Origin of the sequence: Burkholderia perseverans (genome assembly GCF_022870505.1) — a bacterium.
GTDB lineage: Bacteria > Pseudomonadota > Gammaproteobacteria > Burkholderiales > Burkholderiaceae > Burkholderia > Burkholderia plantarii.
This window is the reverse complement of record NZ_CP045094.1, coordinates 864,996-880,664: the sequence shown is the minus strand read 5'-3', so window position 1 is coordinate 880,664 and position 15,669 is coordinate 864,996. Positions and strand designations below refer to the sequence as shown.

The window sequence follows — 15,669 nt, the reverse complement described above, 5'->3', positions numbered from 1 at the left end:
CGCTGCACCGAGACGGCCCACCCGCCCCGCCCGCCTGCCTCGTCGCGGCGCCGCCGAAGCGCCGCTGAAACCGCGCCGGCACGGGGTTTGCCGGCCTCTGGCACATGCCTTGCGTAGTCCCTCCCGACAGCGCCGGCCGGCGCACACATGCCAACACGTCAAGGGGATATCGATGAAGCGTCGCAGTCTGTTGAAGGTCGGTTCGATGGCGGGTGCCCTCACGCTCGCGGGGCGCGTGCCGTTCGCGCGCGCCGCCGAAGGCACGGGTCCGATCAAGGTTGGCATCCTGCATTCGCTGTCGGGCACGATGGCGATCTCCGAGACCTCGCTGAAGGACACCGCGCTGATGACGATCGCGCAGATCAACCAAGCCGGCGGCGTGATGGGGCGCCAGCTCCAGCCGGTGGTGGTCGATCCCGCCTCGAACTGGCCGCTGTTCGCCGAGAAGGCCCGCGGCCTCCTCACCCAGGACAAGGTCGCCGTCGTGTTCGGCTGCTGGACCTCGGTCTCGCGCAAGTCCGTGCTGCCCGTGTTCGAGGAACTGAACGGCCTGCTGTTCTATCCCGTCCAGTACGAAGGCGAGGAGATGTCGCGCAACGTGTTCTACACGGGCGCCGCGCCGAACCAGCAGGCGATCCCCGCCACCGAGTACCTGATGAGCGCCGAGGGCGGCGCCGCCAAGCGCTTCTTCCTGCTCGGCACCGACTACGTCTACCCGCGCACCACCAACAAGATCCTGCGCGCGTTCCTGAAGTCCAAGGGCGTGCAGGACGCCGACATCCAGGAGGTCTACACCCCGTTCGGCCACAGCGACTACCAGACCATCGTCTCGAACATCCGCACCTTCTCCCAGGGCGGCAAGACCTGCGTGATCTCCACCATCAACGGCGACTCCAACGTGCCGTTCTACAAGGAACTCGGCAACCAGGGCCTCAAGGCCACCGACGTGCCGGTGGTGGCGTTCTCGGTCGGCGAGGAGGAGCTGCGCGGCATCGACACCAAGCCGCTGGTCGGCAACCTCGCCGCCTGGAACTACTTCATGTCGCTGCGCAACCCGGAAAATACGACGTTCAAGGCGATGTTCGCGGACTGGGTGAAGAAGAACAACCTGCCCGGCGGCGCCAAGCGCGTCACCAACGACCCGATGGAGGCCACCTATGTCGGTATCCACATGTGGAAGCAGGCCGTCGAGAAGGCCAAAAGCGTCGACGTCGACAAGGTGCGCACGGCGATGGTCGGCCAGAAGTTCAACGCACCGTCGGGCTTCGTGCTGGAGATGGACGGCAACCACCACCTGCACAAGCCGGTGATGATCGGCGAGATCCGCGCCGACGGCCAGTTCAACGTGGTCTGGCGCACCAAGACCACGATCCGCGCGCAACCGTGGAGCCCGTACATCCCCGGTAACGCCGGCAAGCCCGACGTGGTCAGCTCGATCGGCGACTTCCTGCGCCGCCGCCGCGCCGCCGCGCTCGCGTAACAGTCGCGTAAAAGCACTGCCCCGGGACCGGCTGCATGCCTCCGCACGCCGCCGGTCCCGCGATGTCCTCGCTCGACGGATCCCTCCCATGACTCTGCGCTCCTTCACGCGCATGCTGCTGGTTTGCGCGGCATGCGCCCTCGGCAGCCCCGCCGCCTTCGCGCTCGAGGCCGCCGACACGGCCGCGCTGGCCGGCGACGACTTCGACGCGAAACTCGCCGCGATCGACCACCTCGCCGCGGCCGGCGACGCGCCCTCGGTCGCGCTGCTGCACGCGCTGGCCGACGGCGCCGCGCTCGCCACCGACAGCGGCAAGCTCCTGCTGCAGGCCGACGACGGCAGCACCCGCGACGCGCTCTCGGGCGCCGTGGTGCCGCCCGGCGACGCCCAGCCCGTCACGCTCAACAACCTGCTGCGCAGCAAGGTCGCCAACGCGCTGTCCGGCCTCGACCTCGCCTCGCCCGACCTCGCCACGCGCACGGCTGCCGTCGACGCGCTGCTGAAGAATCCCGACGCCTCCGACAAGCCGCTGATCGACCGCGCCCGCGCCAAGGAAACCGACTCGACGCTCAAGCGCCGGCTCGACGCGCTGTGGGCCATCGCCGCGCTGCACGACGCCGATCCCGCCAAACGCCTCGAAGCGGTGCAGCTGGTGGCCGCGCGCCACGACCTCGACATGATCGAGCAGTTGCGCCCGCTGGTGGCCAAGCAGGCCAACGGCGCCTATGCCGAACCCGATGCACGCGTGCGCGACGCGGCCCAGCAGGGGCTCGACGCGCTGCATGCGCTGCAGGAGCGCGGCGAGATCGCCAGCACGCTGTTCGCGGGGCTCTCGCTCGGCAGCGTGCTGCTGCTCGCCGCGCTGGGCCTGGCCATCACCTATGGCCTGATCGGCGTGATCAACATGGCGCACGGCGAATTCCTGATGATCGGCGCCTACGCCACCTACGTGGTGCAGACGCTGTTCCAGCGCTACGCGCCCGGCGCCTTCGACTGGTATCCGCTGGTGGCCGTGCCGGCCTCGTTCGCGGCCGCGGCCCTCATCGGCATCGTGCTCGAACGCACGGTGCTCCGGCACCTCTATGGCCGCCCGCTCGAGACGCTGCTCGCCACCTTCGGCGTGAGCCTGATCCTGATCCAGGCCACCCGCATGATCTTCGGCGCGCAGAACGTGCAGGTGGCCAACCCCGCCTGGATGAGCGGCGGCGTGACGGTGATGCAGAACCTGATCCTGCCGTACAACCGGATCGTGATCCTGGCGTTCTCGCTCGCCGTGGTGGCCGTCGCCTGGGGCGTATTGACGAAGACGCGGCTCGGCCTGTTCGTGCGCGCCGTTACGCAGAACCGCCGGATGGCGGCCTGCGTCGGCGTGAAGACCGCGCGCGTCGATTCCTACGCGTTCGCGTTCGGCGCCGGCATCGCCGGCCTGGGCGGCTGCGCGCTCTCGCAGATCGGCAATGTCGGCCCCGACCTCGGCCAGAACTACATCATCGATTCGTTCATGGCGGTGGTGCTCGGCGGGGTCGGCCAGATCGCCGGCACGGTGGTGGGCGGCTTCGGCCTCGGCCTGGTCAGCAAGGCGATCGAACCGTTCTGGGGCGCCGTGCTGGCCAAGATCGTCGTGCTCGTGATGATCGTGCTGTTCATCCAGAAACGCCCGCAGGGCATGTTCGCCCTGAAGGGCCGCAGCGCGGAGGCTTGACCTGATGACTTCGATCACCTCTTCCTCCCTTGCGCCGGCCACGGTGCCCACGCCCTCGCCCGCCGGCGCGCCCGGCTTCGCGCTCGGCCTGCCGCCGCGCGCGGCGCTGCTCTCGCGCCGCGCCTGGCTCGCGCTCGTCGCGCTGTGCCTCGCGATCGGCATCGGCGTGCCGCTCGCGGCGCTCGTCGCGCCCGAGTCGAGCGCGTTCCACCTCTCGGCCTACGCGATGACGATCGCCGGCAAGTTCATGTGCTACGCGATCGGCGCGCTCGCGCTCGATCTCGTGTGGGGCTACTGCGGGATTCTGAGCCTCGGCCACGGCCTGTTCTTCGCGCTCGGCGGCTACGCGATCGGCATGTACCTGATGCGCGAGATCGGCCACGACGGCGTGTACGGCAGCAACCTGCCCGACTTCATGGTGTTCCTGAACTGGAAGCAGCTGCCGTGGTACTGGAGCGGCTCCGATCATCTGATCGTCGCGCTCGCGCTGGTGGTGCTCGTGCCCGCCGTGGTCGCCTGGGTGTTCGGCTTCTTCACGTTCCGCTCGCGCGTGAAGGGCGTGTACCTGTCGATCATCACGCAGGCCATGACGTTCGCCGCGATGCTGCTGTTCTACCGCAACGAGACCGGCTTCGGCGGCAATAACGGCTTCACCGACTTCAAGCGCCTCGCCGGCTTCGGCATCACCACGCCCGGCACGCGCACGGTGTTGCTGCTGCTGACGTTCGCCACGCTGGTGCTCGCGTTCGTGGCCGCGCGCGCGATCGTCACCTCGAAGCTCGGCCGCGTGGTCACCGCCGTGCGCGACGGCGAAACGCGCCTGATGTTCCTCGGCTACAGCCCGCTCGCCTACAAGCTGTTCGTGTGGACCGTGTCGGCCGTGCTGTGCGGCATCGCCGGCGCGCTCTACGTGCCGCAGGTCGGCATCATCAATCCCGGCGAGATGTCGCCGGGCAACTCGATCGAGATGGCGATCTGGGTGGCCGTGGGCGGGCGCGGCACGCTGATCGGGCCGATCCTCGGCGCGTTCGCCGTGAACGGCGCCAAGAGCTTCTTCACCGCCTACTTCGCCGAATACTGGCTGTTCTTCCTCGGCCTGATCTTCGTGCTGGTGCCGCTCCTGATGCCGCGCGGCATCGTCGGGCTGGTCGAGTCCCTTCTGAAACGCGGAGCGCGCCGATGAGCCATAACGTGGCAACGCAGGATGACACGCTGACCGTGAGCGGCGTGGCCTCGATGGGGCGCGTGGTCGAGCCGGGCACGATCGACACCTCGCACGGCACGATCCTCTATCTGGAAGACATCGAGGTCAGCTTCGACGGCTTTCGCGCGCTCAGGAAGCTGTCGCTGGCGATCGACGCGGGCGAGCTGCGCTGCGTGATCGGCCCGAACGGCGCCGGCAAGACCACCATGATGGACGTGATCACCGGCAAGACCAAACCCGACTCGGGCAAGGTGTTCCTCGGCCAGACCATCGATCTCGCGCGGATGAACGAGCCCGAGATCGCGCGCATCGGCATCGGCCGCAAGTTCCAGAAGCCGACCGTGTTCGAGGCGCACCCGGTGTGGGAAAACCTCGAACTGGCGATGAAGGCCGACAAGGGCTGGCTCGCCTCGCTGCGCGCGCGGCTCGATCGCGCGGCGCAGGCCCGCATCGAGGCCACGCTCGAACTGATCAAGCTCGAGGACAGCGCCTATCGGCTCGCCGGCGAACTCTCGCACGGCCAGAAGCAGCGGCTCGAGATCGGCATGCTGCTGATGCAGCAGCCCGCGCTGCTGCTGCTCGACGAGCCGGCCGCCGGCATGACCGATCACGAGACGATGGAACTCGCGCAGCTGCTCAACACGCTGCGCGGCACCTGCTCGATGATGGTGGTGGAGCACGACATGGAGTTCGTCGCGGCGCTGGCCGGCGAGACCGGGCGCGTGACCGTGATGGCCGAGGGCGCGGTGCTCGCGCAGGGCACGCTCGAGCAAGTCAAGCGCGACGAGGCCGTGATCGAGTCGTACCTCGGACGCTGACGAAGATGCACGGATAAGGATGCAAGACGAGCCATGCTGAAGATCGAATCGCTGAACCAGTACTACGGCGGCAGCCACATCCTGCGCGACGTGAACCTGAGCGCCGAGGCCGGCAAGCTGACCGTGCTGCTCGGGCGCAACGGCGTGGGCAAGACCACGCTGCTGCGCTGCCTGATGGGCGTGGTGGCCGCCAAGCGCGGCACCATTGCCTGGCAAGGCCGCACGCTCGACGCGCTCGCCCCGCATGCGCGCGTGGCGGCCGGCCTCGCCTACGTGCCGCAGGGCCGCGATATCTTTCCGCGCCTGACCGTGGAAGAGAACCTGCTGGTGGGCGCGGCCAGCCGCAAGGCGCCGTCGAAGGTGCCGGAGCGGATCTACCAGCTGTTTCCGGTGCTGAAGGACATGCGCGCGCGGCGCGGCGGGGACCTGTCGGGCGGCCAGCAGCAGCAGCTCGCGATCGGCCGTGCGCTGATGAGCGAGCCGCAGCTGCTGATCCTCGACGAGCCGACCGAGGGCATCCAGCCGTCGATCATCCAGGACATCGGCCGCACGCTGCGGCAGCTCGTTGACGAGACCGGGATGACGGTGCTGCTGGTGGAGCAGTACTACGATTTCGCACGCTCGATCGCCGATCATTACTGGGTGATGAGCCGCGGCGAGATCGTGGCGGGCGGTGCCGGCAGCGAAATGGAGCAGCACGGCGTGCGCGAGATGATTGCGGTCTGAAGGGTGCGACGAGGAAGGAAAGACAGCCGGCGCGGGCCACTTGGCGGCCGCGCCGGTGTGCGAGGCAGGATGCCTCAGGCGACGGTCTGGATGACCTCGAAGCCCTCGAACTCGGGATGGCCGAGATAGAGCGGGCGATTGGCGCCGCCCGCGTTGCGGTGCGCCGCGCGGAACGCCTCGGACTGGGTCCAGGCCGTGAAGGCGGCCTCGTCGGCCCAGATCGTGTGGCTCGCATAGAGCACGTGATCGTCGCGCACGGGGCCGCGCAGCAAATGGAACTCGACGAAACCCGGCACCTGCTTGAGCTGCGAGTCGCGCTCCAGCCAGACCTGTTCGAAATCCTTCTCGGAACCCAATGCCACCTTGAAACGATTCATTGCGATATACATACGCTCGATTCCTGTTGGCCGGCGATTCGCGCGGCGGTTGACGACGCCCTCGGGCGGACCGCGAAAGTGTACCGTGCCGCCCGGCGCGACGTGCGCGACAGCCGGCCACCGCCGGGCGTGAGGTAGCATGACGGCGTGCCGCGCGGCGCCGATGTCCGATCCACCCAATCCACGTTGAGCCTCGTCGGCCCGCCCGCCGCGCCGTCCGATGCCCCGATTCACCGCCTGACCACCCGACGCTTCCCCAGTTCGATGTCCGCCCACGATCCGCACGCCCGCCCTGCCCCCGATGCTCCCGCTGCCCCCGACGCTTCCGGCACGTCCGCCCCGGCCCCGCCCGCCGCGAAGAAATCGTGGCGCGCGATGCTCGAACTCGGCTTCGAGCGGCAGCAGGCGCGCACGGCGCTCGTGCATCGCCGCCACGACGGCCCGCTGCGAATCCAGCGCCCGCTGTACCCGGAAGGCGACGCGATCTGCCACGCCGTGATCGTGCATCCGCCCGGCGGCGTGGCGGGCGGCGACCGGCTCGACATCGCGGTGCGCGTGGGCGCCGGCTCGCAGGCGGTGATCACGACGCCGGGCGCGACCAAATGGTACAAGTCGAACGGACTCGACGCGCGGCAGCGCATCGCGATCGAGGTCGGCGACGGCGCGACGCTCGACTGGCTGCCGCAGAACAACCTGTTCTTCGATGCCGCGCAGGCCTCGCTCGAGTTCTCGCTCACGCTCGGCGAGCGCGCCAGCGTGCTCGGCTGGGACGCCTCGCAGCTCGGCCGCCAGGCGGCCGGCGAGACCTGGTCGCTGGGCCGGATCGCGTCCTATGCGCGCATCGGCACCGCGGCCGGCGAGCCGCTCTGGATCGAGCGCGCCCATCTCGGCGCCAGCGAGCCGCTGCGCGTCACCGCGCAGGGCCTCGCCGGCTTCCCCGTCTACGGCACGCTCTGGGCGATCGGCGACGCCTGCACCGAGGCGCTCGCCGAATCGCTCGCGCCGGCGCTGCCGTTCGACGCCACGCTGCGCGCCGGCGCCACCTGCGTCGCGCCACGCGTGATCCTGATCCGCGCGCTGTCGGCCTCGATGGAGCCGCTGCAGCAGCTGTTCGTCTCGCTCTGGATGCAGCTGCGCCCGATCGTGCATGGCCTCGAGGCCCGCCCGCTGCGCCTCTGGCAGACCTGAGCGCACCGCGCACCCGCGCGGTGCGAACGCGCGGCGCCGCCCGGCCGTCCGCGCACCAGGACAGTGAAAATCCGCCCGAAATCGCCCGCTGCAACGCACTGCTGCATGGCACACGGCTTGCATCCTGAAACGTTCCGACGCGATGCGCGACCACGATGCTACGATCGTTGACCGCGTGCCCCACGCACGAACGAATTATTACGTCAAGCCAAATATCGGGCTTTCATGAAGCTGACTCCACGAGAAAAAGACAAGCTGCTGATCTTCACCGCCGCGCTGCTCGCCGAGCGCCGCCGCGCGCGCGGCCTGAAGCTCAACTATCCGGAGACGGTCGCGTTCATCACCGCGGCGCTGATGGAGGCCGCGCGCGACGGCAAGACCGTCGCGGAGGTGATGCACTACGGCACCACGCTGCTCACGCGCGAGGACGTGATGGACGGCGTGCCGGAGATGATCCCCGACATCCAGGTCGAGGCGACCTTCCCCGACGGCACCAAGCTCGTCACCGTCCACCACCCGATTCCGTGAGGCCGCGATGATTCCCGGTGAGATCCTCGTCGACGACGGCGAACACGAACTGAACGCGGGCCGCGCCACCATCACGCTGGCGGTGGCCAACACCGGCGACCGGCCGGTGCAGGTCGGCTCGCACTACCACTTCCACGAAGTCAACGACGCGCTGTCGTTCGATCGCGCGGCCGCGCGCGGCTACCGGCTCAACGTCGCCTCGGGCACCGCGGTGCGTTTCGAGCCGGGCCAGACGCGCACCGTCGAGCTGGTCGAGCTGGCCGGCGACCGCGTCGTCTACGGCTTCCAGGGCAAGGTGATGGGCGCGCTCTGAGCGCCCGCCGCCGCTTCCATTCGTTCCGCACACGGCGCCCGCAGGCGCCCCGGGAATCCACACCATGACACTACGCTTGAGCCGCCGCGCCTACGCGGAAATGTTCGGCCCGACCACCGGCGACCGCATCCGCCTCGCCGACACCGACCTGCTGATCGAGGTCGAGCGCGACTGCACGATCTACGGCGAGGAAGTGAAATTCGGCGGCGGCAAGGTGATCCGCGACGGCATGGGCCAGTCGCAGCGCGTGGCCGCCGAGGTGGCCGACACCGTCATCACCAACGCGGTGATCCTCGACCACTGGGGCATCGTGAAGGCCGACATCGCGATCAAGGACGGCCGCATCGCCGCGATCGGCAAGGCCGGCAACCCCGACATCCAGCCCGGCGTGACGATCGCGATCGGCGCGGCCACCGAGGTGATCGCCGGCGAAGGCAGGATCGTCACGGCGGGCGGCATCGACACGCACATCCATTTCATCAGCCCGCAGCAGATCGACGAGGCGCTCGCCTCGGGCGTGACCACCATGATCGGCGGCGGCACCGGGCCGGCCGCCGGCACCAACGCCACCACCTGCACGCCGGGGCCGTGGCACCTCGAACGAATGCTGCAGGCGGCCGACGGCTGGCCGGTCAACATCGGCTTTCTCGGCAAGGGCAACGTGAGCCTGCCCAAGCCGGCCGAGGAGCAGATCGCGGCCGGCGCGATCGGCCTCAAGCTGCACGAGGACTGGGGCTCGACGCCGGCCGCGATCGACAACTGCCTGAGCGTGGCGGACGCCACCGACACGCAGGTGGCGATCCACACCGACACGCTCAACGAGGGCGGCTTCGTCGAATCGACGGTGGCCGCGTTCAAGGGCCGCACGATCCACACCTATCACACCGAAGGCGCGGGCGGCGGCCATGCGCCCGACATCCTGAAGGTCTGCTCGGAGCTGAACGTGCTGCCCTCGTCGACCAACCCGACGCGGCCGTTCACGATCAACACGCTCGACGAACACCTCGACATGCTGATGGTCTGCCATCACCTCGACGCGTCGATCGCCGAGGATCTCGCGTTCGCCGAATCGCGGATCCGCCGCGAGACGATCGCGGCCGAGGACATCCTGCACGATCTCGGCGCGCTGTCGATGATGTCGTCCGACTCGCAGGCGATGGGCCGCGTGGGCGAGGTGATCATCCGCGCGTGGCAGACCGCGCACAAGATGAAGGTGCAGCGCGGTGCGCTGCCCGAGGACGGCGCGCGCAACGACAATTTCCGCGCCAGGCGCTACGTCGCGAAGTACACCATCAACCCGGCGCTCACGCACGGCATCGCGCATGAAGTGGGCTCGATCGAGCCCGGCAAGTGGGCCGACCTGGTGCTGTGGGAGCCGGCGTTCTTCGGCGTGAAGCCGGCCATGATCCTGAAGGGCGGGATGATCGCGGTAGCCCAGATGGGCGACCCGAACGCGTCGATCCCGACGCCGCAGCCGGTCCACTTCCGCGACATGTTCGCCACGCGCGGCGGCGCGCTCGGACGCACCTCGCTGACCTTCGTCTCGCAACTCGCGGCCGACGCCGGCGTGGCGGCGCGCTACGGGCTCGCCAAGCGCGTCGTGGCGGTCCGCAACTGCCGCAGCGTGACGAAGGCCGACATGATCCACAACGCGTGGCGGCCGAGCATCAGCGTCGATCCCGAGACCTACGACGTGGTGGCCAACGGCCAGCTGCTGACCTGCGAACCCGCCACCGTGCTGCCGATGGCGCAGCGTTATTTCCTGTTCTGACGATTCCATGCGCACGCTCGACAAACGCATCGCCCCCAACGTCAGGCTCGCCGCGTCGCTGGTGGCGCGCGCGCCGACCCTCACGCTCGCCTACGACGCACGCTGCAGGAGCCGCTTCGCGGCCACGCTCGACTCCGGCGAGGCACTCGGCGTGGTGCTGCCGCGCGGCACCGTGCTCGCCGACGGCGACGTGCTGGTGGCCGACGACGGCGGCCTGGTGCGGATCGTCGCCGCCGCCGAGGCGGTGCTGCTGGTGCGCGCGCCCGACGCGCTGACCTTCACGCGCGCCGCCTACCATCTCGGCAACCGGCACACGCCGGTCGAGATCGGCACGCAGACGCTCAAGCTCGAATACGATCCGGTGCTGGCCGACATGCTGACGCGGCTCGGCGCGCGCGTCGAGCGCGTCGAGGCGCCGTTCCAGCCCGAGGCCGGCGCCTACGGCGGCGGCCACCGGCACGGCCACGACGCGACCTTCGCCGAGGATTACGCGCTCGCGCAGCAGGTGTATGGCGAGCATCACGGGCACGCGCATTCGCACGAGGGGCACGGGCATGATCACGGGCACGGCCATGCGCACGACCACTCGCATGGCGGGCATTCGCACGACGATCACGCACATGGCCACTCGCATGCGCATTCGCACGCGCACGACCACGCCCACTCGCACGACGGCCACGCCGGCAGCCACGATCACGATCATCCACACGACGCGCCCGGCGCCGACGGCCATCGCCACGGCCCCGGCTGCGCGCACCGGCACGGACATGGACACGACTGAACTCGTCGCGTTGCTGCATCTGGCCTCGCCGGCGCTGCCGATCGGCGCGTTCAGCTATTCGCAGGGCTTCGAGGCCGCGCTCGACGCGAACCTGATCCACGACGCCGACAGCGCGCGCGACTGGATCGCGAGCGGCCTCGCCGACGTGCTCGCGGTGGGCGAGCTGCCGCTCCTCGCGCACCAGCTCGAACGCTGGCGCCGCCACGACGCGGCCGCGCTCGCCGACGCCAACGCCGAATTCATCGCGAGCCGCGAATCGGCCGAGCTGCGCCGCGAGACCGAACAGATGGGCTGGTCGCTCGCGCAGCTGTGCGGCGCGCTCGAATGGGGCGCCCCCGCACGCCGCGCCACGCTCGCCGCGCTGCGGCCGGTCGCGCTGCCCACCGCCTACGCGTTCGCGGCGGCCGCGCACGACGCGGCGCCCGAGGCCATGCTCACCGCCTACGCGTTCGGCTGGGTCGAGAATCAGGCCGCCGCGGCGCTGAAGGCGGTGCCGCTCGGCCAGCTCGCCGGCCAGAAGATCCTGGTCTCGCTGCGCGGCACGATCGCCGCCGCGGTGCGCCGCGCGCTGGCCACGCCGCCCGAGGCCATCAACACGTTCGCGCCGCTGCTCGGCATCCTGTCGGCGCGGCACGAAACCCAGTACTCCCGACTGTTCCGCTCATGACCACTTCCCCCACTTCCTCCCGCCGCACCAAGAAGCTGCCGCCGCTGCGCGTCGGCATCGGCGGCCCGGTCGGCTCCGGCAAGACCACGCTGCTCGAAATGCTCTGCAAGGCGATGCGCGAACGCTACGACCTGGTCGCGATCACCAACGACATCTACACCAAGGAAGACCAGCGCCTGCTGACGGTGGCCGGCGCGCTGCCCGAGGAACGCATCATGGGCGTGGAGACGGGCGGCTGCCCGCACACGGCGATCCGCGAGGACGCGTCGATCAACCTCGAGGCCGTCGATCGCATGCTGGGGCGCTTTCCCGACGCCGACATCGTCTTCATCGAGTCGGGCGGCGACAACCTCGCGGCCACCTTCAGCCCCGAGCTGTCGGACCTGACGCTCTACGTGATCGACGTGGCCGGCGGCGAGAAGATCCCGCGCAAGGGCGGCCCCGGCATCACCAAGTCGGACCTGCTCGTGATCAACAAGACCGACCTCGCGCCGCTGGTCGGCGCGAACCTCGACGTGATGGCCTCCGACACGCGCAAGATGCGCGGCGAGCGGCCCTACGTGATGACGAACCTGAAGGCGCTCGACGGCGTTGCCGAAGTGGTCGCGTTCATCGAGAAGAAGGGCTTGCTGGAGGCCTGACGGCCTGGAAGAAAAACGCGCCGCGAAAGCCGCGGCGCGTGATCGGATTCGGATTGAAAAGTCGAATCGCAGGCTCAGGCCGGCTCGGGCTCGCCGCTGCCGTCGCTCGCGTCGCCCTCGCCTTCACTGTCACCCTCGCCGTTCTCGCCCCGCATAGCCACGCCATGCGGCGGCAGCAGCGCGGTCAGCACGTCGACGGTGCGCGCGGTCGCGCCGCGATGGCGCGCCGCGAACGCGGCGCCGGCCGCGCCCATCGCGGTGCGCCGCGCCGGATCGGCGAACAGCGCGTCGAGCACCGTCGCCAGCTCGTCCGGATCCTGCACCTGCGCGGCGGCGCCGGCCGCCACCGCGTCGGCGGTGGCCTGCGTGAAGTTGAAGACGTGCGGCCCGATCAGCACCGGCACGCCCACCGCGCAGGCCTCGATCAGGTTCTGGCCGCCGAGCGGCAGCAGGCTGCCGCCGATGAACGCCACGTCGGCCGCCGCGTAGTAGGCGCCGAGTTCGCCCATCGAGTCGCCGAGCAGCACGGCCACGCCGGCCTCGAGCGGCGCGGCCGTGCCGGCCGCCGCCGCGGCCACGCCGGGCGCCCAGCGCGCCGAGCGCCGTTCGAGCGCGAGCCCCTCGCGCTCGGCCAGCGCGGCCACCTCGTCGAAGCGCTGCGGATGGCGCGGCACCAGGATCAGCAGCGCGCCGGGCGTCTTCAGCGCCGCGAACGCGCGCAGCACCAGCGCTTCCTCGCCCTCGCGCGTGCTGGCCGCCACCCACACCGGCCGCCGGCCGATCGCCTCGCGCCAGGCGCGACCGCGCGCGGCCAGCTCGGGCGGCGTACTCATGTCGAACTTCAGGTTGCCGAGCACCACCACGTTGCGCGCGCCGAGCGCCATCAGCCGCTCGGCGTCGGACGGGCTCTGCGCGAGCACGCGCGAGAAACCGCCGAACACCTCGCGCGCCGCCGGGCCGAACTTCGCGGCGCGCCGGAACGAGCGCGCCGACATCCGCGCGTTGGTCAGCACCAGCGGCACCGCGGCGCGCCGGCATTCGTCGATCAGCGTCGGCCAGACCTCGGTCTCCATCACGAGCCCGAGCGTGGGCCGCCAGGCGCGCAGGAAGCGGCGCACCAGATGCGGCATGTCATACGGGAGATAGGCGCGCAGCACGCGCGTGCCGAACAGCTGCTCGCCGGTGGCGCGCCCGCTCGGCGTCATGTGCGTGACGAGCAGCTTCGCGTCGGGCCGCGCGGCCAGCAGCGCCTCGATCAGCGGCTGCGCGGCGCGCGTCTCGCCGACCGACACCGCGTGGACCCAGATCAGCGGCGCGTCGTCGTCGGGGCCGCGCGCGGCGCGCATGGCCGGCGCGAGATGGCCGAAGCGCTCGCCGATATGCTCGCGATAGCCGTGCTCGCGGCGCGACCGCCAGAACAGCCGCAGCACTGCGGCGGGCGCGACGATCCACCAAAGCGCGCGATACACCGCTCTCAACATGAGGACATCACCGTGATTTCCGTTCGGTTCGCCGCGCTCAGACGAGCGCGCGCTGCTGCAGGCGTTCGAGGATGCCGAGCGGCGCGCATTCGGGCCGCGCCATCGCCTTGACCGGCAGGAAGAAGGTCTGTTCCATCATGAACTGGCCCGACATCACCGCGTGCGAGGCCTGGTCCGAGAAACAGATCCAGACGCAGCCGGACGGGAACGGCATGGTTTGCTGCGGGCTCGTGCGCTGGTAGTCGAGATCGGCCTTCATCGCGTCGTGCAGATGCAGCATCAGGTGATCGTAGGCGCTGCGCTTCGACTTGGTCACGTGCAGCAGGTCGAGCAGCCAGGCCGAGCCCGGCAGCTGCGGGCGGATACCGGGCAGGAAGCGTTTCGCGACGTCCTCGAACGGCTCGCCCACGCGCCACACGCGCGGCACGCCGGCCGGGTTGACGTTGGTGAACACGCGCAGGATCCGCTCGCCGTAGTTCGGCCGCGACGGGAACGCGTCCACGTGCAACCGGCTGTCGTCCTTGCGCCACGAGGTCTCGCGCGTCTCGACCTGGCGCAGGCGCAGGCTGGTCGGCGCCATCCGCAGCTTGCCGCGATATTCGGGGAAGAGGCCGTCCACCAGCGTGCCGGCCTGTTGCTTGAAGCGCGCCACCAGCGCGCGCACGGCCGACTGCGTGACCGCGTCGCCCTGCACGCCGGCCACCGCGCTGCCGTCCGGCGCGAGGCTGATGTTCTTGCGCTTCGGGTCGGCCAGCGCCGGATCGAGCAGCGCTTCCTCGCCGCCGTCGATCGCGAAGCGCAGGTTCGGGAAATACAGCACCTTGCCGGTCTCGAGCGCGGCGAGCAGCTGCTCGCGCGGCACGGCCAGCTGCTCGCCGCGCCAGTCGGCCGAGGCGATTTCGAGGATCTGGGATTCGGTCATGAACACACCGTTACAGGAGGCCGAACGACGCGAGCGCGCCCTTCACCTGGGACAGCGAGGGCGGCGCGCCGGCCGTGCCGAGGTTGACGACGTTCGGCGACCAGTAGCCGCCCGTGCGCCATGCGGTCGCGAAATTGTACAGCTCGACGGTGGGCCGCTTGAGCGCCGCCGCGATGTGGACGAGGCCCGTATCGACGCCGACGGTGGCCGCCGCGCCGTCGATCAGCCCGACCACGGCCGCCAGCGACAGCTTCGGCGGCACGATCGCGGCCGCGCCGAACTCCTTCGCGAGACGTTCGCTCGTCACGCGCTCCGCGTCGCTGCCCCACGGCAGCACCAGCGACGCGCCGCGCCGCACGAGCGCCTGGCCGAGTTCGATCCAGGCGGCGTCGGGCCACTGCTTGTCGGCGCGCGAAGTCGCATGGACGAACACGACGTAGGGTACCGGAAGATTGAGCTGGAACGAGGCGAGCGCGCGCGCCGCCTGATGCGTGTCAAGACCGAAATCGAGTTCGTCGGCAGGCGTCGGCTCGGGATCGCCGAGCGCCGCCGCCACGAGTTGGCGCGTGCGCTCGACCACGTGCGTGCGCGCCGCGATCGGCACGCGGCGGCGGTAGAAGAAGCGCACGGGCCATTCGTAGCCGGCGCCGTCGGTGCGGTTGCCGAGCCCGACCAGCGGGCCGCGCGCCCAGCTCGCCACCCACGCGCTCTTGATGAGGCCCTGGCAGTCGATCACGAGGTCGTAGCGCTCGCCCGCGATGCGCCGGCGGAACGCGGCGATCTCGCGCCAGGTGCGCGCGCTGCCGAGCGACTTGCGCCAGCGCCGCAGCGAGAACGGCAGCACGTCGTGTACGCCGCGCACGAGCTTGACCAGATCGACGAAGCTTTCCTCGATCAGCCAGTCGATCTGCGCGTCCGGATGGTGCCGGTGAATGTCGGCGATGGCCGGCATGTTGTGGACGACGTCGCCGAGCGACGACACGCGCACGATCAGAATTTTTTGCACGCTGAAAAAATACGGCGGGAGGCCGGTACGGACCGAAAGACGCGATTTTATCGCGTCGGCCGGC

Annotated in this window: 16 protein-coding genes; 12 read left to right on the top strand and 4 right to left on the bottom strand. The window is 70.1% G+C overall.

What is annotated here, in order from left to right; translation table 11 throughout:
- Nucleotides 1-172 precede the first annotated feature (172 nt).
- The 5 genes from urtA to urtE all read left to right on the top strand — a co-directional run bounded on the left by urtA (nucleotide 173) and on the right by urtE (nucleotide 5,930).
- A complete protein-coding gene (gene urtA, locus BpN12_RS18500) occupies nucleotides 173-1,480 on the top strand; it encodes an urea ABC transporter substrate-binding protein (RefSeq protein ID WP_246796958.1) in 1,308 nt (435 codons plus the stop codon).
- An 88-nt stretch (nucleotides 1,481-1,568) separates the two neighbouring features.
- The gene (urtB, locus tag BpN12_RS18495) at nucleotides 1,569-3,182 is read left to right on the top strand and encodes an urea ABC transporter permease subunit UrtB (protein ID WP_425306287.1); all 1,614 of its coding nucleotides are present in this window, start codon (nucleotides 1,569-1,571) and stop codon (nucleotides 3,180-3,182) included.
- A 4-nt stretch (nucleotides 3,183-3,186) separates the two neighbouring features.
- On the top strand, nucleotides 3,187-4,365 hold the full coding sequence (urtC, locus tag BpN12_RS18490; RefSeq protein WP_246794148.1) for an urea ABC transporter permease subunit UrtC: 1,179 nt from the start codon (nucleotides 3,187-3,189) through the stop codon (nucleotides 4,363-4,365).
- A gap of 53 nt (nucleotides 4,366-4,418) precedes the next feature.
- On the top strand, nucleotides 4,419-5,204 hold the full coding sequence (gene urtD / locus BpN12_RS18485; RefSeq protein WP_246797932.1) for an urea ABC transporter ATP-binding protein UrtD: 786 nt from the start codon (nucleotides 4,419-4,421) through the stop codon (nucleotides 5,202-5,204).
- Nucleotides 5,205-5,237: 33 nt separating this feature from the next.
- On the top strand, nucleotides 5,238-5,930 hold the full coding sequence (gene urtE, locus BpN12_RS18480) for an urea ABC transporter ATP-binding subunit UrtE (RefSeq protein ID WP_246794146.1): 693 nt from the start codon (nucleotides 5,238-5,240) through the stop codon (nucleotides 5,928-5,930).
- Between the two features lie 74 nt (nucleotides 5,931-6,004).
- Here urtE and hmuQ read toward each other — a convergent pair whose 3' ends face one another.
- Complete coding sequence (gene hmuQ / locus BpN12_RS18475) at nucleotides 6,005-6,319, bottom strand: heme-degrading protein HmuQ (protein WP_042624041.1); 315 nt, start codon at nucleotides 6,317-6,319, stop codon at nucleotides 6,005-6,007.
- A 252-nt stretch (nucleotides 6,320-6,571) separates the two neighbouring features.
- On the opposite strand from hmuQ, the gene BpN12_RS18470 reads away from it, so the two are divergent.
- From BpN12_RS18470 to ureG, 7 genes are all read left to right on the top strand, one after another.
- A complete protein-coding gene (locus BpN12_RS18470; protein ID WP_246796957.1) occupies nucleotides 6,572-7,495 on the top strand; it encodes an urease accessory protein UreD in 924 nt (307 codons plus the stop codon).
- A gap of 225 nt (nucleotides 7,496-7,720) precedes the next feature.
- Nucleotides 7,721-8,023 carry an urease subunit gamma gene (locus tag BpN12_RS18465; protein ID WP_025098768.1) on the top strand — a complete coding sequence of 101 codons (303 nt, stop codon included), beginning with the start codon at nucleotides 7,721-7,723 and terminating at the stop codon, nucleotides 8,021-8,023.
- Nucleotides 8,024-8,030: 7 nt separating this feature from the next.
- Entirely contained in the window at nucleotides 8,031-8,336 is a 306-nt protein-coding gene (locus BpN12_RS18460) for an urease subunit beta (RefSeq protein ID WP_246796956.1), read from the top strand.
- 64 nt (nucleotides 8,337-8,400) lie between these two features.
- Nucleotides 8,401-10,107, top strand: a complete 1,707-nt coding sequence (gene ureC / locus BpN12_RS18455; protein WP_246796955.1) for an urease subunit alpha — start codon at nucleotides 8,401-8,403, stop codon at nucleotides 10,105-10,107.
- A 7-nt stretch (nucleotides 10,108-10,114) separates the two neighbouring features.
- Entirely contained in the window at nucleotides 10,115-10,888 is a 774-nt protein-coding gene (ureE, locus tag BpN12_RS18450) for an urease accessory protein UreE (protein WP_246796954.1), read from the top strand.
- Nucleotides 10,875-11,555: an urease accessory protein UreF gene (locus BpN12_RS18445; protein ID WP_246796953.1), complete on the top strand. Its 681-nt coding sequence runs from the start codon at nucleotides 10,875-10,877 to the stop codon at nucleotides 11,553-11,555. The genes ureE and BpN12_RS18445 overlap by 14 nt, the downstream gene beginning before the upstream one ends.
- Nucleotides 11,552-12,196 (top strand): urease accessory protein UreG, encoded by a 645-nt coding sequence (gene ureG, locus BpN12_RS18440; RefSeq protein ID WP_246796952.1) that lies wholly within the window; start codon nucleotides 11,552-11,554, stop codon nucleotides 12,194-12,196. The genes BpN12_RS18445 and ureG overlap by 4 nt, the downstream gene beginning before the upstream one ends.
- 74 nt (nucleotides 12,197-12,270) lie before the next feature.
- On the opposite strand, the gene waaA is transcribed toward ureG, so the two are convergent.
- Genes waaA through waaC form a run of 3 tightly spaced genes read right to left on the bottom strand, consistent with a single transcriptional unit; the run spans nucleotide 12,271 to nucleotide 15,656 of the window.
- A complete protein-coding gene (gene waaA, locus BpN12_RS18435) occupies nucleotides 12,271-13,677 on the bottom strand; it encodes a lipid IV(A) 3-deoxy-D-manno-octulosonic acid transferase (protein WP_246796951.1) in 1,407 nt (468 codons plus the stop codon).
- A 37-nt stretch (nucleotides 13,678-13,714) separates the two neighbouring features.
- Complete coding sequence (gene kdoO, locus BpN12_RS18430; protein ID WP_246796950.1) at nucleotides 13,715-14,599, bottom strand: Kdo hydroxylase KdoO; 885 nt, start codon at nucleotides 14,597-14,599, stop codon at nucleotides 13,715-13,717.
- A 10-nt stretch (nucleotides 14,600-14,609) separates the two neighbouring features.
- On the bottom strand, nucleotides 14,610-15,656 hold the full coding sequence (waaC, locus tag BpN12_RS18425; protein ID WP_342346225.1) for a lipopolysaccharide heptosyltransferase I: 1,047 nt from the start codon (nucleotides 15,654-15,656) through the stop codon (nucleotides 14,610-14,612).
- Nucleotides 15,657-15,669 lie beyond the last annotated feature (13 nt).